Source organism: Parageobacillus toebii NBRC 107807 (genome assembly GCF_003688615.2).
In the GTDB taxonomy this organism is placed as follows: domain Bacteria; phylum Bacillota; class Bacilli; order Bacillales; family Anoxybacillaceae; genus Parageobacillus_B; species Parageobacillus_B toebii.
Window position 1 is genome coordinate 2,412,536 of sequence record NZ_CP049703.1, and the last position, 18,323, is coordinate 2,430,858.

At 40.3% G+C, this 18,323-nt stretch carries 22 protein-coding genes, 1 tRNA gene and 1 riboswitch; all 23 genes read left to right on the forward strand.

The features are described 5' to 3' along the window. Positions 1–19 precede the first annotated feature (19 nt). The gene (gene pseB / locus DER53_RS12250; RefSeq protein ID WP_062754202.1) at positions 20–985 is read left to right on the forward strand and encodes a UDP-N-acetylglucosamine 4,6-dehydratase (inverting); all 966 of its coding nucleotides are present in this window, start codon (positions 20–22) and stop codon (positions 983–985) included. A 20-nt stretch (positions 986–1,005) separates the two neighbouring features. Further along, the gene (gene pseC / locus DER53_RS12255) at positions 1,006–2,184 is read left to right on the forward strand and encodes a UDP-4-amino-4,6-dideoxy-N-acetyl-beta-L-altrosamine transaminase (RefSeq protein WP_221215233.1); all 1,179 of its coding nucleotides are present in this window, start codon (positions 1,006–1,008) and stop codon (positions 2,182–2,184) included. A gap of 12 nt (positions 2,185–2,196) precedes the next feature. Then, complete coding sequence (locus DER53_RS12260) at positions 2,197–2,928, forward strand: cytidylyltransferase domain-containing protein (protein ID WP_062754197.1); 732 nt, start codon at positions 2,197–2,199, stop codon at positions 2,926–2,928. 14 nt (positions 2,929–2,942) lie between these two features. Further along, positions 2,943–4,034, forward strand: coding sequence for a UDP-2,4-diacetamido-2,4,6-trideoxy-beta-L-altropyranose hydrolase (pseG, locus tag DER53_RS12265; protein WP_062754195.1), 1,092 nt, complete (start codon positions 2,943–2,945; stop codon positions 4,032–4,034). Then, on the forward strand, positions 4,031–4,588 hold the full coding sequence (gene pseH, locus DER53_RS12270) for a UDP-4-amino-4,6-dideoxy-N-acetyl-beta-L-altrosamine N-acetyltransferase (RefSeq protein ID WP_062754193.1): 558 nt from the start codon (positions 4,031–4,033) through the stop codon (positions 4,586–4,588). The genes pseG and pseH overlap by 4 nt, the downstream gene beginning before the upstream one ends. Beyond that, positions 4,585–5,637, forward strand: coding sequence for a pseudaminic acid synthase (gene pseI / locus DER53_RS12275; protein WP_062754192.1), 1,053 nt, complete (start codon positions 4,585–4,587; stop codon positions 5,635–5,637). The genes pseH and pseI overlap by 4 nt, the downstream gene beginning before the upstream one ends. Positions 5,638–5,851: 214 nt before the next feature. Continuing rightward, entirely contained in the window at positions 5,852–6,184 is a 333-nt protein-coding gene (locus DER53_RS12280; RefSeq protein ID WP_062754190.1) for an S-Ena type endospore appendage, read from the forward strand. Between the two features lie 242 nt (positions 6,185–6,426). After that, positions 6,427–6,765: an S-Ena type endospore appendage gene (locus tag DER53_RS17765; protein ID WP_062754188.1), complete on the forward strand. Its 339-nt coding sequence runs from the start codon at positions 6,427–6,429 to the stop codon at positions 6,763–6,765. A 32-nt stretch (positions 6,766–6,797) separates the two neighbouring features. After that, positions 6,798–8,708, forward strand: a complete 1,911-nt coding sequence (locus DER53_RS12290; RefSeq protein WP_062754186.1) for a motility associated factor glycosyltransferase family protein — start codon at positions 6,798–6,800, stop codon at positions 8,706–8,708. Next, positions 8,701–9,645 (forward strand): class I SAM-dependent methyltransferase, encoded by a 945-nt coding sequence (locus DER53_RS12295; protein ID WP_062754185.1) that lies wholly within the window; start codon positions 8,701–8,703, stop codon positions 9,643–9,645. The genes DER53_RS12290 and DER53_RS12295 overlap by 8 nt, the downstream gene beginning before the upstream one ends. Then, positions 9,635–9,973, forward strand: a complete 339-nt coding sequence (locus DER53_RS12300; RefSeq protein WP_062754183.1) for a hypothetical protein — start codon at positions 9,635–9,637, stop codon at positions 9,971–9,973. The genes DER53_RS12295 and DER53_RS12300 overlap by 11 nt, the downstream gene beginning before the upstream one ends. Positions 9,974–10,059: 86 nt before the next feature. Continuing rightward, positions 10,060–10,416, forward strand: a complete 357-nt coding sequence (locus DER53_RS12305) for an S-Ena type endospore appendage (protein WP_062754181.1) — start codon at positions 10,060–10,062, stop codon at positions 10,414–10,416. A 596-nt stretch (positions 10,417–11,012) separates the two neighbouring features. Further along, the gene (locus tag DER53_RS17590) at positions 11,013–11,135 is read left to right on the forward strand and encodes a hypothetical protein (RefSeq protein WP_255265190.1); all 123 of its coding nucleotides are present in this window, start codon (positions 11,013–11,015) and stop codon (positions 11,133–11,135) included. A 26-nt stretch (positions 11,136–11,161) separates the two neighbouring features. Beyond that, on the forward strand, positions 11,162–11,383 hold the full coding sequence (locus tag DER53_RS12310) for a tetratricopeptide repeat protein (RefSeq protein WP_255265193.1): 222 nt from the start codon (positions 11,162–11,164) through the stop codon (positions 11,381–11,383). Positions 11,384–11,796: 413 nt separating this feature from the next. Next, positions 11,797–11,868 (forward strand) — tRNA-Gln (locus DER53_RS12315). A gap of 103 nt (positions 11,869–11,971) precedes the next feature. After that, positions 11,972–12,457, forward strand: a complete 486-nt coding sequence (gene rraA / locus DER53_RS12320; protein ID WP_015863800.1) for a ribonuclease E activity regulator RraA — start codon at positions 11,972–11,974, stop codon at positions 12,455–12,457. Between the two features lie 59 nt (positions 12,458–12,516). Then, positions 12,517–12,708: riboswitch (cobalamin riboswitch) on the forward strand. A gap of 125 nt (positions 12,709–12,833) precedes the next feature. Then, positions 12,834–13,232 carry a (2Fe-2S) ferredoxin domain-containing protein gene (locus DER53_RS12325; RefSeq protein ID WP_015863801.1) on the forward strand — a complete coding sequence of 133 codons (399 nt, stop codon included), beginning with the start codon at positions 12,834–12,836 and terminating at the stop codon, positions 13,230–13,232. Next, a complete protein-coding gene (locus DER53_RS12330) occupies positions 13,229–13,969 on the forward strand; it encodes an energy-coupling factor ABC transporter permease (protein ID WP_015863802.1) in 741 nt (246 codons plus the stop codon). Before DER53_RS12325 ends, DER53_RS12330 begins: the two co-directional genes overlap by 4 nt. A gap of 1 nt (position 13,970) precedes the next feature. After that, on the forward strand, positions 13,971–14,255 hold the full coding sequence (locus tag DER53_RS12335) for an energy-coupling factor ABC transporter substrate-binding protein (protein ID WP_015863803.1): 285 nt from the start codon (positions 13,971–13,973) through the stop codon (positions 14,253–14,255). Further along, on the forward strand, positions 14,252–14,968 hold the full coding sequence (cbiQ, locus tag DER53_RS12340; RefSeq protein ID WP_062754175.1) for a cobalt ECF transporter T component CbiQ: 717 nt from the start codon (positions 14,252–14,254) through the stop codon (positions 14,966–14,968). The genes DER53_RS12335 and cbiQ overlap by 4 nt, the downstream gene beginning before the upstream one ends. Positions 14,969–14,985: 17 nt before the next feature. Next, the gene (locus tag DER53_RS12345) at positions 14,986–15,831 is read left to right on the forward strand and encodes an energy-coupling factor ABC transporter ATP-binding protein (protein ID WP_062754173.1); all 846 of its coding nucleotides are present in this window, start codon (positions 14,986–14,988) and stop codon (positions 15,829–15,831) included. A gap of 68 nt (positions 15,832–15,899) precedes the next feature. Then, a complete protein-coding gene (cobJ, locus tag DER53_RS12350; RefSeq protein WP_062754171.1) occupies positions 15,900–17,462 on the forward strand; it encodes a precorrin-3B C(17)-methyltransferase in 1,563 nt (520 codons plus the stop codon). A 15-nt stretch (positions 17,463–17,477) separates the two neighbouring features. Further along, positions 17,478–18,311: a sirohydrochlorin chelatase gene (locus DER53_RS12355; protein ID WP_062754169.1), complete on the forward strand. Its 834-nt coding sequence runs from the start codon at positions 17,478–17,480 to the stop codon at positions 18,309–18,311. Positions 18,312–18,323: the final 12 nt, after the last annotated feature.

Here is an 18,323-nt window from a genome sequence, read left to right on the forward strand (position 1 = left end):
AGGAGTTAGGTGATCATCAATGCTCAGAAATAAAAAAATATTGATAACAGGTGGAACAGGATCGTTTGGAAAAAAGTTTGTAAAAAAGGCTCTTGAATATGAGGTGAAAAAGATTATTGTTTTTAGTCGTGATGAGCTAAAACAATATGAAATGGCACAAGAGTTTAAAGATCCAAGGATAAGATTTTTCATTGGTGACGTACGTGATAAGGAACGGTTGTATCATGCGTTTGATGGCGTAGATATTGTTATTCATGCTGCAGCTATGAAACAAGTTCCTGCTTGTGAATACAATCCTTTCGAGGCCATAAAAACCAATATACATGGGGCTCAAAACGTTATTGAAGCAGCTATTGATCGTGGAGTAAAGAGAGTAATTGCACTAAGTACTGATAAAGCTTGTAGCCCGGTAAATCTATACGGGGCAACGAAGTTAGCATCCGATAAGTTATTTATTGCTGCAAATTCGTATGTAGGTGACAAAGAAACAAGATTTTCGGTAGTTCGTTATGGAAATGTTGTTGGCAGCCGTGGAAGTGTTGTTCCGTTCTTTAAAAAAATTCGCCATACAGGTAAATTACCAATTACAGATAAAAGAATGACACGTTTTTGGATTACACTTGACCAAGGTGTTCAGTTTGTTTTAGATAGTTTGCAACGGATGTGTGGAGGAGAAATCTTTGTCCCAAAAATTCCGAGTATGAGAGTAGTAGACTTAGCAAAAGCTATTGCCCCGGAATGCGAAATCGAGATTGTTGGAGTTCGACCGGGAGAAAAGTTGCATGAAGTGATGATTACCGAAGATGATGCACGACATACCGTTGAATTTGACACATATTATGTCATTCAACCAGAATTCCCATGGTGGTCACATGAGTATGAGAAATATGGAAAGAGTTTGCCTGAAGGATTTAAATATGCGAGTGATACGAATACGCAATGGCTTTCCATTGAAGAGCTAAGAAAATTAGTTAAGGAAATTTAGTCTAAGAGGTGTAATGGATTTTGCAAAATATATTTTCTCAGGTTCGATTGACTTATTTGCCTTATGGCAGACAATGGATTGATGAAGAGGACATTGCAGCTGTTGTAAACGTGCTTCGTGGTGATTATTTAACCACAGGGCCATATGTATCCAAATTTGAACAAGCGGTAGCGCAATATGTCGGCGCTAAGTATGCAGTCGCTTTTTCAAATGGTACTGCAGCACTTCATGGTGCTTGTTTCGCGGCTGGAATTGGTGAAGGAGATGAAGTCATTACAACACCAATGACCTTTGTAGCGAGTGCCAATTGTGTGCTTTATCAAGGTGGAACGCCTATTTTTGCGGATATTGATGCAAGAACATACAACATGGACCCGAATAAAATGGAGGAAAAAATCACCGATAAAACGAAAGCAATTATTCCCGTTGATTTTACAGGTCAGCCTGTTGAATTAGATCGCATTATAGAAATTGCCCAAAAGCATCATCTTGTTGTCATTGAAGACGCTGCTCACGCATTAGGCGCAACATATAAAGGAAGAAAAGTCGGTTCGATTAGTGATATGACCATGTTCAGCTTTCACCCAGTAAAACATATTACAGCAGGTGAAGGCGGTATTATTACAACGAATAATGAAGAATATTATGAAAAATTGCTGCAATTCCGCTCTCATGGAATTGTACGAGAGAAAGACAAACTATATGAATACCATGGTCCATGGTATTATGAAATGCAATTTCTTGGCTACAATTACCGCATGACGGATATTCAAGCGGCCTTAGGCACAAGTCAGCTGAAGAAGGTTGATAAGTTTATTGAGCTTCGTCGGAAATATGCCGCAATGTATAATGAAGCTTTTCAAGATATGGATGAAGTGATCATTCCGTTTCAACATGAAGATGGGGAGTCCAGTTGGCATCTATATATTATTCGACTAAATTTAGACCAATTAACAGCGTCAAGACGGGAAATTTTTGAAGCATTGCAACAACAAAATATTGGTGTCAATGTGCACTACATCCCTGTTTACTTACAACCTTATTATCAACAATTAGGATATCAAAAAGGGATTTGTCCAAAAGCAGAAAAATTGTATGAAGAAATGATTACTTTGCCTTTATTCCCTGCGATGAGCGAAGAAGACGTTCATGATGTAATCAAAGCAGTGAAGAGAACGATAGATTATTATAAGAAGTAAGAAGGTGAAAAAATGAAAGTTGCTGCAATTATTCAAGCTCGTACGGGGTCCACAAGGCTTCCAGGAAAAGTGTTGAAAAAAGTACTTGGTAAAACGTTACTTGAATATCAAATGGAAAGAGTTAAAAGAGCGGAAACGATTAATGAAATCATTATCGCTACAACTACAAAAGAAATTGACGACCCAATCGTTCAACTTTGCCAGAAACTTTCCATTCCCTACTATCGTGGTTCGGAAGAGGATGTATTATCACGTTATTATGAAGCTGCTACGGAATTTAATGTAGATGTGATCGTTCGATTAACATCAGATTGCCCAATTATTGATCCGGATGTCATTGATAAAGTTGTTAGATATTATTTAGAAAATAAGGATCGATATGACTATGTTTCCAATATATTAACGCGCACATATCCAAGAGGATTGGATACAGAAGTGTTTCCTTATGAAGTGTTAAAAAGAGCGCATGAAGAAGCCAAAGAATTAACGCATCGCGAGCATGTAACTGCTTATATATATCATCATCCTGATCAATTTAGACTTTGTAATGTTTCAAATGAAAAGGACGAAAGCAAGCATCGTTGGGCGGTAGATACGGCGGAAGATTTTTTCTTGGTTAAAAATATATTAGAGACATTGTATCCAATAAATTCCTTGTTTACGTTAGAAGATGTTATTCAAGTTTTACAAGACAAACCGGAATGGATAAAGATTAATGCTCATATTGAACAGAAAAAAACATAGGTTGTGTTTGAAAGATGAATGTTGTATTTCGAGTTGATTCATCGTCAGATATTGGAACTGGTCACGTGATGAGATGTTTAACACTAGCAAAACAGCTAAAACAAAAGGATGCCAATATTTCTTTTATATGTAGGGAACATAAGGGAGATTTAATCAATTTTATTAAAGATAATGGGTTTACCGTTTATATTTTACCTAAAATTATGATTAGTGAGAAGGACAATAACGCTATTTTTAAATGGTATCAAGAAAATTGGAAACAAGATGTTTGTGAAACTCAACACCTGTTGGAAAAGCACATTCATTCAGTAGATTTTTTCATTGTTGATCACTATGGGTTAGATGAAAAATGGGAATCTCAGCTTAAGCCGTTTACAAAGAAACTGATGGTGATTGATGATTTGGCTAATCGGAAGCATGTTTGTGATGTTCTTCTTGATCAAAATTGGTATTTAAATTATGAAGAGAGATATAAAGATTTAGTTTCTTCTGAATGCAGGCAACTGTTAGGACCAAATTATGTGTTATTAAGAGACGAATTTATTGAAGCTTTTCGTCAAAAACGTGCACGAAGCGGTAAAATCCATAATATCCTTGTCTTTTTTGGCGGAACGGACCCTACAAATGAAACGATCAAGACATTGAATGCATTAGTTTTATTAGAAAATAACATAAAAGTAAATGTTGTCGTAGGAGCATCTAATAAACGAAAAGATGAAATTCGAAAATTCTGTAGTCAACACTCCAATTTCTTTTTTCACTGCCAAGTTTCAAATATGGCAGAATTAATGAATGAAGCGGATGTAGCAATTGGTGCTGGTGGGACGACGACATGGGAAAGATGTTATTTAGGACTTCCATCTATCACAATTATTGTAGCGGATAATCAAGCAGAGTTGACGGATGCTGTTAGTCAGTTTGGGGCGACTATTAATCTTGGCTTTAGTTATAACGTTACATCTAATCAGATCGTTGAGACTGTAAACGATTTAATTAAGCACCCTAAAAAAGTTAAATTGTTATCTGAACGTGCTGCTAACCTTGTAAATAAAGAAATTGTAAATAGTTATCCGGTTGTTAAAGCAATTATGGAGGAACTGAAATGAATTTATTAGAGCGTGCAAGGCTTAAGGATATAAATTCCTCACATTTAGAAATGGTATTAAATTGGCGAAATCAAGAGCATGTTCGGTCGGCGATGTTTCATGATCGAGTTATTTCATTAGAAGAACACAAGAAATGGTTTGACAGAGTTAAAAAAGATCAGACAACAATTGTAAAGGTATTTTATTTGGACAATGTCCCGATTGGAGTTGTAAATTTCACAAACATAGATTTTGATAATGGCAAATGTTTTTGGGGATTTTATATAGGTGATCAAAGTGCGCCAAAAGGGTTAGGAACTTTAATGGGATATTTAGCTATCAATTTTATATTTGAAGAGGTAAACATCCGTAAACTATGTGCTGAGATTATCCAATCTAATGAAAGAAGCATCCGTTACCATGAACGGTTGGGATTTAGAAAAGAGGGTGTTTTAAAAGAGCATGTCCTTAAAAATAACCAATACACAGATGTGATATTAATGGCTTTATTTCATAAACAATGGAAAGAACAAAAAAGTAAAATACAACATATGATAGAGGGAATGAGGATATGAATGAAATTATTGTTGAAGGAAGAAAAATTGGCCCAAACCAGCCGCCATTTATCATCGCTGAGATGTCAGGCAATCACAATCAATCTCTTGAACGTGCTTTAGAAATTGTAGAAGCTGCGGCTAAAGCAGGAGCACATGCATTAAAAATCCAAACATATACAGCGGATACAATGACGTTAAATTTAGATAATAAAGACTTTAAGATTGAAGATCCGGAAAGTTTGTGGAAAGGGAATACGCTTTATCAACTTTACCAACAAGCATATACTCCTTGGGAATGGCACAAACCCATTTTTAATCGGGCTCGAGAATTAGGAATGATTCCTTTTAGCACTCCTTTTGATGAAACAGCAGTAGATTTTTTGGAAAAACTAGATGTCCCAATGTATAAGATTGCCTCTTTTGAGAATACCGATATTCCACTCGTTAAAAAAGTGGCTTCAACAGGGAAACCGTTGATTATTTCGACAGGAATGGCAACCGTAGCGGAATTAGATGAAACGGTTCGCGCAGCTAGAGAAGCAGGCTGTAAAGGCTTAATTCTTTTAAAGTGTACAAGCACCTATCCAGCTTCTCCTGAAAACACCAATATACTAACCATTCCGCATATGAGAGAATTATTTAACTGTCAGGTTGGTTTATCAGATCATACAATGGGAATAGGCGTGGCAGTAGCCAGTGTTGCATTAGGAGCAACAGTCATTGAAAAGCATTTCACTTTATCAAGGGCAGATGGTGGGATTGATTCTGCTTTTTCCATGGAACCAGAAGAAATGAAAGCATTGGTCATTGAAACAGAAAGAGCATGGCAAGCATTAGGTGAGGTGAAGTATGGCCCGACAGAGAAAGAAAAAGCATCATTGAAATTGAGAAGATCCATTTATGTCGCAAAAGATATGAAAGCTGGAGAAAAATTAACGAAAGAAAATATTAGGATTATTAGACCAGGTTATGGATTAGCACCAAAATATTATGATTTAGTGCTTGGAAAAGCAGTGAAAAAAAACGTAAAACAAGGAACACCATTAAGTTGGGATATATTGTTATAAATAAAAATGGAACAAAAAGGAAATTTTTCCTTATACGAAAGCAATTATTGCGGTTGATTTTACCGGTTTTCAGACTATGATGTATAGTTATCATAGTCTTTTTTTTGTCCCCGTTTTTTAAAATCCACTCAAACCCTAGGTCGCATGTCGGAGACAAAACCTGAAACATTTAATATATTTATTATTACGTCAGACAAGGAGGGAGGGGATATGAATGTCAGGTGGACTTTTTGCTAAACCGCAGTCAACGGCAAAACAAGTTGAAATTCAATTTAACGCGGGTACTGCCGCTACCACCTTTTTTGACGCACAATTTGGATCAGATGTTCCTGCGTTAACTGGGTATGCCTTAGTCAATGCCGGATCTGGCAGTGCAACTGTAACATTTAGAAATGGAACAGCTACAGTTACAACTTTAGATATTGCACCAGGTCAATACCAAGCTTTCTTTGTTCTTGGAGCAGACAATATTCAAATAAATGCCACTGCTGCTGGTACATCAACAACTGGTGATCTTAACGTTGTTCTAAACAACAACCCACTATAGTGAATAAGAAATAGAAGGTGTCGAAATGGAGGGTGCCCATCTCTTTTGGGTCTCCCTCTATTTTTAACTATTTAAAAAAATGATAAAACCTTAGATGTATTCATCATTTTTGATTATAACAGGTTAATTGACCAACTCTCCTACCGTTTTCAGAATATAATAAAACAACGATTAAATAATATTGTGAATCGTCAATATTGGACATCATTACAATTCGCCAAGGTAGAGGGGAGGCTCCAAGTGTGGTTTGTTCGAAAAAATGTTGTAATTCACCACGAATTATTCCAAACCAGATCAGTATACAGTGGAGGACTCTCGGTGCGCCTATTTTTCCTTACTCTTCCGACCAAGTGGCAGCCATCAGCGGTTATGTTCTTAATAACAGTGCTTCTAAGGGTCCGGTAACCGTGAATTTTTTAAGGGGGGGCATTGGTGGCGGGATGCTTCCGTTTACCTTGGTCGTGCAAACAGGTGAGTATAAATCATTTGTGATTGTTGGGGTGGATACGATTCAAATGAATTCAGACAGCAACTTTGCGTCAGGTGAATTAAATATAACGATTAATTTTAATCCGTTCTAAATTCCATTCGAAATGAAAGGGTTGTGAGGTTCATGGCAAAGCCGCCCACAAACTTATACGAAAGAAATGAGTTGTTTCAAAAAAACTTACAGTGTTTTCCTGAATATATAAAACAACAAATACGAAAGGTTGATTTAGACGAGGTAGGGAAATGGGTTGATATCGTCTATACGGAGGAAGGTTATCCTATCTGCAAATACAAGAAAGATGGGAAGGTAAAACATATTAACAGCAGGAATCCGTGGGAACAAGCGAAGAATTGGTGCAATCAGTTGCCGCTTAACCAAATGAGTACGCTTTTTGTTTACGGATGTGGCTTTGGATATCCTTTGATTGAACTATTAAAAAGAGTGCATGAGGATACTGTGGTTGTTGTGTTTGAACAAAACCTTCCTATTTTTATCGCAATGCTTCATTATTTCGATTTAGAGCCGATTTTCCGTGCACACAACAAATGTATCTTTTTTCTTGGTCCATTCGAGGAGTTTTCGCATTATTTTCAAAATCTGATTTCAACTTATGGCTTATTATATTTGACTGTTCCCTCCGTCTTGTTTACGCCAAGTTCAAGACTGTTTAAAAAAGAGTATTTAAACATTCAATCTCATGTTTTTGAACGACTGACACAGCAAATCACCGCATTTGGTAATGATCATTACGATTCATTGCTTGGACTTCATAACATGATTCAAAATGCTGAAATTGTATTGGAGAATCCGTATTTAAGCAGTTTAAAGGATAAGTTTACTAATGTTCCAGCGTTTATTGTGGCAAATGGTCCGTCTTTGGATCAAAACATGCATGAATTAAAGCGGGTTAAAGGAAAAGGATTGATTCTCTGCTGCGAGTCAGCGATTGTTCCATTGATGAAAAATGGTATTAAACCGGATGCCATTTGTGTACTTGAACGTACTCCAGAAAGCTATCTATACCATTTTCAAAACAAGAAGTATCCAGAGGACATTACCTTACTTGCTCTTGCTGTTGCGGATCCGCGAACTTTTGCCTCGTTTGCAGGACCTAAAGTTCCTATTTTTCGAAGTTTCGAGTCTACGAGTGAATGGATCAATCGAATGGTTGGCGATGGAAGCGGACTATATGCAGGCTTGAATGTCTCTCATCTTGCTTATGAGTTAGCTGTCTATATGGGAGCAAATCCGATTGTTTTCGTCGGACAAAATTTTGCTTACGGGTTAGATGGACTTACTCATAGCAAACAATCGAAGTATACAGAGGATGTACAGGAGTATATTGAGAAGGTGAAATCTCTGCCAATCGTTTATGTGGAAGGAAATGAGGATTCATTCGTTCCATCGAATCCCCTATGGGTGGAGTTTCGGAAAGGACTTGAACGGCTGATTGAGCAGACATCGCATGTTACAGTCATCAATGCTACCGAAGGCGGTGCCAAAATCAAAGGAACCACATGCGACACGCTGACAAACGTGATCGAAAAATATTGCAAAGCAAGCCTGCCATACAGACTGGATACGTTACTGAATGAAAGTAAAAAAAATTTAGATATATCGACCCGGAAAAATAAAATAAAAAGTCTAAGGATCGAACTGATAAAGTATATGGATATCTATCGCGCCCTCAATCAGTTGACTTCTGAAAGAAAGATAATCGTTGAGCAGTTGCTAGAAAAGGATAAATATGGTGCAGGGCAAGAGTTACGCCAGGAATTTGAACAAAACAACAAACATATAATGAAATTTCTTCATAGACATGTACACGACCAGTTTTTTCAACAAGTCATAATGTTCGGATATCATCAGATGAACGAACTAGGTGTCATCAACACTCCTGAAAAACTCCGCTATGCTCTTCAAATCCAAATGGAATTATTTGATAACTTATGTATAATTTGTAAAAGTCTCATCAGGAATTTTCAAATCGCTGTTGAAAAACTCCCTCTAGAGGAGACAACTTCAAATGAATAAGTTTATAAAGGGGAGTGAAGTACCAGTGAATCCTGAAGAAAAAGCAGTAGCTGAAAAAGAGCAGATAAAAGATCTATTGAAAGAAACGAAAAAAGAAGCGAAAGACTTGCTTGATGTCATGTGGTCACGGGAAGAAATAATGACAAACAAAAATTTTATTAATACAATGAATCTTAAAATAAAAAACATGCTGGATCAAATTATAAAGAATTTATATTGGTATCAAAAAATAGGGTGGAAAAAGTTTCTTCCCAATCGAGAATACATTGAGCAAAAAGAGAGAGAAGAACGGATAAAAAAAGAAAAAGAACGTTTGCTGAAATGGATAGAGGAACTTGTGAAAATCGATGATTTTTATTTTTCATTTCATGGGCAACTGGACGAAGGAAAATTAGTTAAAACGTTATCGGCATATGGTTATGACAATTTTCAACAAATTTCTGTTCTGGACATAGGGTGCAGGGATGGAAGATGGTTAAGAAAATTTCAGGATTGGGGAGTATTGCCGGAACGATTGGCCGGTATCGATTTCTATCGTCCAATTGTTGATTATGCTAAGAAATTATCAAAACCTGGTATACAATTTATCGAAGCATACCCCGACGAACTTGACTTTGAAGATCAAAACTTCGATGTCGTTTTGGTGTTTGGAGTTCTTATGCACGTTCTTGACGAATCGTTGCGAAAAAAAATAGGGCGGGAATTATTAAGAGTGCTTTCCAAAGATGGAATCATTATTACCCTTAATCTTACTAAAGACGCATTGGCTAAATTAGAGCCATATCTTGCTTACACTTCCATAGGATTGGAATGGGAAGAACTGACAGACATCTTTCCCGATTGTTCGATTCATTTTGAAATACTGTCCCAATGCGGTCTAGCGGTCATTAGAAAAAAAGATTGTAAGAAAGAGAAGGTGGATGCAAGTGGAGGATAACATAGTACAGGAACTGGAGCGGCTTGAGCACATAATTGCTTCATGTATCGTAAATTGGAAGCAAGGGAATGATGCTGGCTGCTATGAAGAGTTCATTCGCACATTGGAACATTTGGAGTTGATGGTTGATTTCCATTTTAACAGCTTAATGGAGAGAAAAGAAGGACTGCTTTCCATTGTAAAAGAGTTGTATCAATATGTGTGGAATAAGGATATGATCGGAATCGTTGATGTACTGGAGTATGAATTAAAACCGTTTATTTATGAATGGAGACAGAGTTGCGAAATGGCAAGACAGACTGCTCCTAAAGAAGGATGGACCGATTGACAGTAACTATTTTTACGAAGGAGAATCACAATGAATGGAAATGGAAGCATATGAATAATCATAACTAGTTAAAGGGAGATATGCAAATGAGTTGTTGTAATACTACAGTGATTTGTTGCGGAATCAAACGCCAACTTGTACAAGATTGCGTGGAGTGTAATTGGCTTGTTTTTAACCAAACTCCTACAGTCATTTTTCAAGCAAATAAAGTTGTTTCTGCTTCAGGAACCATTGAGCTATCCAGTGCTACGCTTGGAATGACAACAGTGGACGTTATATTTTCTAAAGGGGCAACGGTCATAAAAACTTTTACATTGGAAAACCAACAATGCCTTGCATTTACCGTTGTTGGATTCGATACGATTACATTAAGAGGGGATTCTCCATCATCAACAGAAAGTGCTACGGGAAGTCTTTGTTTAACACCACGATATCAAATTTAAGGACGGTCTAGAAGGTACGTTTTGAGCATCTGTATAGGTTCAGATTAATTTTCCGACAAATGTATCTGTCCGATGCGTTGGAGTACTTTTTCTGGAAATTCAGAGAGGTACTTTAAGAACGAAACAATGGATTCTCACAACTCTTTTCAAGTGGGATGAAACTATTATTTTTCACGTGTTTAATAGAAAAGCACACTACCATTAGGTACAAGACAAAGCAAATAATGCTCTATGGATTTGACAATCGTTTCCCCTTTCCGATTGTTCGCCCAGTAAGAACGCTCAAGGAACTCACAAACTTTGTTTCGGTTAGCCGAAATGATAAAACGATCTTGCATATATTCTTTTACTTGAAACAATAGACTTTTCCTTCCTGAACAAGTATACATTCATTTTGTTGGTGTTCACCCAGAATACTGGAAGCAAAAAATGGCATTCGAAGTTATATGAACGCTTTTTTGAAAAGCGTTACTTAACCCATCAATCGTACATCAGTTGCTTTTCGTAAAAATAAGGGGATTGAAATTGAGGAAGGAGATCAAGTAGTCGACAGGACATCTGTTTTTAGTAATTATGATGGCAGAGGAAATGATCATGTGTTGTTTGTAAAGCGTCTGCATAAGCAGATAAATGGGGAAATAAACGTGAAAGAACAATTAACACTTGCCATAAAATTACAAAAAGAAGGGAAATTAGAACAATCAAAACAACTTCTTTAGTTTGTCTTTATCCTAACGATTCCGAAATTTATTTACACTGCGGGCTAGTTCATGATTCGATGGGATTGGAAAAAGAAGCAGTTGAATTTTGTGAGAAAGCGGTTCGTTTAGGACTGAAAGAAGAAAATCTAAAAGATGCATTCGTTTGTTTAGGCAGCACTTACCGCGTTTTAGGTAATTATTACGAAAAGTCGTTGGAAGTGTTAACAGAAGTACGAAAACTGTTTCCTGATTATAGGCCGGTCTAAATATAATATAGTTTGAAACGATACTCAGAAGCGATGGAAATTATGTTAAACGACTGATGATGAAGGATTACATAACTACCAGAAAGCTTTAGAGTATTATGCGGACCATTTAAGAGTGATAAAGGGAATGTATTTTTATTTATGTATTGTTGATGAATCGATGTTTTTGGATTCTGAAGAAGGATATTGGCTGTATAAAGAGGAAGGTATACGATATAAAAATAGTAAAAAAGCGCTAAAAAAACGTAATACCTGTTATTTTTAGCGCGTATATCGCAATATCAACACGGTCATACTATAGATAGATACACCGCTTAAATACGTTGGCAGTTACGTCAAAAATATGTTATGCCTATGGGAAAATACGTTTGATTTAGCGGTATTTTTTGCGGTAATGATAACGTGAATATCATTGGGCTATAGCCAAGCGGTAAGGCAACGGACTTTGACTCCGTGATGCGCTGGTTCGAATCCAGCTAGCCCAGTCTCTAACAGACAAGCAATGTCGCTTGTCTGTTTTTTTTGTTGAAAAAGAAGGAGTTTTGACAAAGGATGTCAAATATAAGACATGGCAAGGAGGAGATTGTGATGAAAACAGCTGATTTATGCGATGAATTTTTAAGTGAATTGCAAGTATGCCAGCTGCCGATGCAATCTTACGGCGGCAAAGCGGAATTTTCCGGACCGATCGCGACGGTCGATGTATTTGAAGATAATGTGCTCGTTCGTGAGGCGCTCGAAACTGTTCCAGCGGGCACCGTATTGGTCGTAGACGGAAAAGGTTCGCGAAATTGCGCGCTGCTCGGAGACCGTCTTGCCCAGATCGCTTGTGAGCGCGGGCTTGCCGGGGTGATTATTCACGGATGCATTCGCGATTCCGCAGAAATCGCCAATATGCCGCTTGGGGTGATGGCGATTGGCACTTGCCCGGTGAAAAGCAAAAAAGAAGGAAAGGGAAAACGGGACGTTGCGCTCGAATTTGGCGGCGTTCGTTGGGAGCCAGGCGCCTATGTGTACGCTGATCAAGACGGGATTGTATTGGCGAAAACGGACTTATTGAAAAAAAGTGGTTGACGATGTTTGAAAATTTGTACTACTATGAATAACAGAAATGTTCTTTGAAAAATCGACATTATATGCCAAACAAATAAGGTGCCTTTCTCATTAGAGAATAGGCTTAAAAGGGAAGTACGGTGAAAATCCGTCACGGTACCCGCCACTGTGATGGGGAGCTTTGTTGCATCATGTCACTGAAGGAAACTTCGGGAAGGCGCAATAAAGCGATGATCCTAAGTCAGGAGACCTGCCTTATTTGTTCGGACGGATACCTACGGGATTATAGGTAGACGTGCGGGAGAATGGTATACTTTTTTTGCTATATTTGTATGCATTTTTCTGCACCTCTGCGTATAGAGGTGCTTTTTATTTTGCAAAAAAGGAGAGACTCAACATGACAACATGGAACTTAATCGGAATGAAACATCATGTGCTGATTTGCAATGGAGGCAGCTGCATGCGTAAAGGGGGAGAAGAAGTAACGCTTGCCATCCGCGAAGAAATCGCGATGCTGGAGTTAGATGGCATTGTACATACGACGCGGACTCGCTGCAATGGCCGTTGCCAAGACGCGTGTGTAGTCATCGTTTACCCTGAAGGCGTATGGTACAACGGTGTGACGCCGGAAAAAGCAAGGGAGCTTGTGCGAAGGCATTTGCGAGATGGGGAATGGTTGGAAGAAACGATAACGTACCGTTATGAAGAGAAGCAAGGATTGATGATGTCAAAACAATCAAACGCCCCTCTAGGAATCTCGAAATTATGTAAAGCAACGGGAGGAACGAAAGCGTGAAAAAATGGAAAGTCGCCCTTTTCCTTTGCGGTTTAGTCGTCTATTTTACGTTTACCGGCAGCACATCGGCATTTGCGATGCATATTATGGAAGGATTTTTGCCAGTTGGATGGGTGATTTTTTGGTGGCTAGTGTTTTTGCCGTTTTTTATCATCGGTATGCGTTCACTAATTCGGATTACACGCGAGCATCCGGAACTAAAGCTGCTCATTGCGCTGTCGGGGGCATTTACGTTTGTGCTGTCCGCCTTAAAAATTCCATCCGTTACTGGGAGCAGCTCACATCCAACGGGGGTGGGGCTCGGTGCGGTGCTGTTTGGTCCATGGACGATGGTGGTGATGGGCAGCATCGTATTGCTGTTTCAAGCGTTATTGCTGGCACATGGTGGATTGACGACATTAGGGGCGAATGCCGTGTCCATGGCGGTCATTGGCCCGATTGTGGCGTACGGTATTTATCGTTTCGGGAAAAAGTGGAATATACCGAGGCGCTGGACGATTTTTTTCGCTGCATTTTTCTCTGATTTGGCCACATATGTTGTCACTTCATTGCAATTAGCGCTGGCGTTCCCGGATGCGACAGGTGGGGTTTTCGCTTCGTTTGCCAAATTTGCCGGCATTTTTGCTGTTACGCAAATACCACTGGCGATTACAGAAGGGCTGCTTACGGTCGTCGTTTGGAATTTCTTATCCACTTACAGCAGCCAAGAACTAAACCAGTTAGAGAGGGGAGTGTAATATGAAGAGAAGTCTTTTTCTTCTTGCTATTGCTGTTTTACTGGTAGTAGCGCCGTTATTGTTCATTCATCACTCTGATTTTGGCGGCACGGATGGCCAGGCGGAAAAAATGATTCAGAAGCTCGCTCCTCATTATCAACCTTGGATGGAAACCATATTTGAGCCGCCAGGCGGAGAGGTGGAAACGTTGCTGTTTTCTGTGCAGGCGGCAATCGGTGCCGGAATTATTGGCTATATTATCGGCGTCTATAAAGGCCGGGCGAACCGAAAAGAGGAAGCAAAATGATCCGGCAGTTTGACACCATCGCTTACGATAACCGCCTGCGGACAATACGCCCCGAACAAAAAGTGATATTTGCGCTTCTGTTATTAATGATGGCCATCACAGGAAACTGGAAAATGCAAGTAATGATGACGATTTGGCTTGCCATTTGGATTATCGGTTATGCGCGTGTTTCGTGGAAGGTGTACGCCAAAGCCCTCGGAGTCGTGGCATTGTTTCTGATGATGAGTTTTCCAGCTTTGCTTGTTTCGATAGACAAATCTTTTCATGTTTCCATTGACCGTTCGCAAATTTTCATCGCAATGTCTTTGCTCTCTCGTTCGGTCGCGGCATGGTCTTGCTTATTTTTCCTCTTGGTGACTACCCCGTTTCCAGAGATATTGTATGTGCTCAAACGAATGAAAGTACCATCCATTATCATTGAGTTGTTGTTTTTTATGTATCGGTTTGTATTTGTTTTCGAGAAAGCAGCAGAAGAGCTATACGTAGCAATGAAAGCAAGAAATGGAGGAAACCATTGGCGGCATGGTGGGATGTTGGTGTTCCAGCTTTTTCAAAAAATATGGCATTCCTATGAAGTGTTGCGCCTTGCTTTATGGGCGCGCGGAGTTTCCGATGAAATGACCTATGTTCATGTGGAAACATATAACGAAAAAAATAAACGTTATCTGTGGGAAGCAGCCATCGGCATATGTTTGCTTCTACGGCTTGGATGATAGGAGGGCAGCAGGCAATGCTGAAAATGGATGAAGTATATTATACGTATCCGAATGGACCATGTGTGTTGAAAGGATTAAGCCTTCATGTTCCCAGTGGAAAAAAATGCGCACTCATCGGTCATAACGGATGCGGCAAGACAACGTTATTTTTACATGCGAACGGGCTGTTGCGGCCCGACTCTGGCGACATCTATTGGAATGGAGAGAAGATGGATTATCGGTGTCAAACCTTGCAAAAATGGCGGCGAGAGGTCGGCATCGTTTTTCAAAATCCGGAACACCAGCTTGTGGCGCCGTTGGTACGTGATGAGCTGGCGTTTGGCCTGCACCATTTAGGAATGAAAAAAAGTGAGATGGACGAGCTCATGGAAAAAGCGCTGGACGAGTTTGGATTACGTTCATGGTTGGACAAGCCCGTTCATCATTTAAGTCTCGGTCAAAAAAAATGGCTGACGCTTGCCGCCATAATGGTGATGAATCCGAAATTATTAGTGCTCGATGAGCCGACGGCATATTTAGATCGCCTGCAAATCGAGAGGTTTGTCGAGAAGATCAACGATATTCATCGAGCTGGCACGACAGTTTTGATCGCTACTCATGATTTTGATTTTGTCTTAGAGTGGGCAGATATCGTGTTTGTCATGCATGACGGACAAATTGTCATGCAAGGATCGCCGCAAGACGTATTTGCTAGACAGCATCAATTGCAAAAATGGCGTCTTGGTGTTCCGCTGCTTGCTTCTGTATGGAAAACATTGTTTCCACACGATACGCGCATCCCGCGAAATGTGGAAGAAATGAAACAATGGATGAGAATGGTTGAGCGCACAAACCTCCGTATTAGTGAAAAAGTGATATAGTGTTCAAGTTTTTTCGACAAATGAGCTCAGTTAACATGGACAAGGAAAATGGAAATTGAGGTGAGACAATGAAAGGAAAATTGCTGATTGTCGGATTTGGCCCAGGCAGCAAGGAACATATGACAAAGCGAGCGCGGGAAGCGATTGAAGAAAGCGATATTATTATCGGTTATAAAACATACATTGACCTAGTTGCGGATTTAATTGGCAATAAACAAGTGATTAGTACTGGAATGACGGAAGAAGTAAGCCGCGCTCAAGAGGCGGTGAAATGGGCAGAACGCGGAAAAACGGTCGCCGTCATTTCAAGCGGGGACGCGGGCGTGTACGGAATGGCAGGGCTTGTGTATGAGGTGCTCATTGAAAAAGGCTGGACGCGAGAAAGCGATATCGAGGTGGAAGTCATCCCAGGCATTTCTGCCATTAACTCGTGTGCCGCTCTTTTAGGTGCACCGATTATGCATGATGCGTGCACCATTAGCTTAAGCGATCACCTAACGCCGTGGGCGCTTATTGAAAAGCGCATTGAAGCGGCGGCCGCTGCCGATTTTGTCATCGCTCTATATAATCCGAAAAGCGGACGACGCACGCGTCAAATTGTCGAAGCGCAGCGTATTCTTTTGCGTTATCGCTCGCCAAATACTCCGGTCGGATTAGTGAAAAGCGCTTATCGCGCGCGGCAACATATCGTATTGACGGATTTAGCGCATATGCTCGATTACGATATCGGAATGTTAACGACTGTCATTATCGGCAATTCTTCAACGTTTGTATACGACGGGCTGATGATCACACCACGCGGATACCAACGAAAATATACATTAAGCGCCTCCGAACAGCCGCTGAAACCACATGAACGGCTTCGCAAAGAAGCGGAACCGTGGGCGCTTGATCAAACGAAACGAGAACCGGTAAGAGAAATGGCAGAAGAAGCGTTGCAAACATTGGCGATTGGCCACCAAGACACCACGACGTTTGCGCCAGCGATTTTCGAAATCGCGGTTAGCCCGGGAGTAGCGAACAAAAATTTTACGCCAAAACAGATGATGGTACTAGCTGACATCGTCGGTGAAGACGGAACGATGATGTATACCCCGGATCATTATTTGAAGCTGGAAGTGCCTGCTTCTGATCCAGACCGTATCATCGCTAGACTGAAAGAAGCGGGGCTTGACGTTGCCCCTGTTGGTGATGTACTGACGGTGAAAGCTTGCGATTTTTGCGACGGGGAGAAAAAAGACGCGATTCCATACGCGGAAGAGTTATACGATCAGCTTGGCGGAATGGCGCTTCCGAAAGAATTGAAGATTGGTGTAAACGGATGCGGCATGGCATGTTACGGAGCGGTGCGGGAAGATATCGGAATCGTCTATCGGAAAGGAGCATTTGACTTATTTTTAGGAGGAAAAACGGTCGGAAGAAATGCACACCCTGGGCAACTTGTCGCTGAAGGAATTCCGCCTGGCGAGATTGTGTCCGTTGTCACCCGCATTATTCAAGAATATAAGGAACGCGCGCATCCGAACGAACGGTTTCATAAGTTTTTTAAGCGAGTGAAACAAGTCGGCGGGTTTGTGTATCAAGAAGCGAAGCAAGAGGCAAAAATCGAAGTGTCTGTCTGTGGTGAATAAGGGGGAAGAAAATGAATGAAAGCAGTATTATTTGTCGGGCACGGCAGTCGTGACCCGGAAGGAAACGACCAAGTCCAGCAGTTTGTTGAGCAGCTAAAACCGCACATTGCGGCATCCTTACATGTCGAAACGAGTTTTTTAGAATTTGGACTGCCAACGATTCGCGAAGGGATTGACCGTTGTGTCGATGCCGGGGCTCGCGAAATTATCATCATTCCGATTATTTTGCTGCCAGCGGGCCATTCGAAGCTGCATATTCCAGCGGAGATCGATGAAGCAAAGAAGCATTATCCGCATGTGGCTTTCATCTATGGCCGACCAATTGGCATTCATGAGCAAACGTTTTCGATCTTAAAAACGAGATTACAAGAAATCGGTGAAAATATAGAAAGCCCTGACCCAGAAACAGCGGTAGTGCTGCTTGGTCGCGGGGGAAGCGATCCGGATGCGAACAGCGATTTATATAAAATTTCCCGCTTATTTTGGGAACAAACGAACTATTTCCTTGTAGAACCAGCATTTATGGGAGTAACGACGCCATCGTTAGAAGATGGAGTGGAACGATGCGTGAAGCTAGGGGCGCGGAAAGTGGTGGTTTTGCCTTACTTTTTGTTTACCGGCGTGCTTATCAAGCGTCTTGGAGAAAAAGTAAAACAATTTCGTTTTCAGTATCCGCAAGTCGATTTTGCGCTAGCAGGCTACTTTGGATTTCATCCGAAGCTAAAAACGATTGTGCTTGACAGATTAGAAGAAGCGCTTGGCAAGGCGGTTATGATGAACTGTGATATGTGTCAATACCGGCTTCATGCTGCGGAGCATCATCACCATCATCACCACCATCATCATTAAGGAGGAACATGC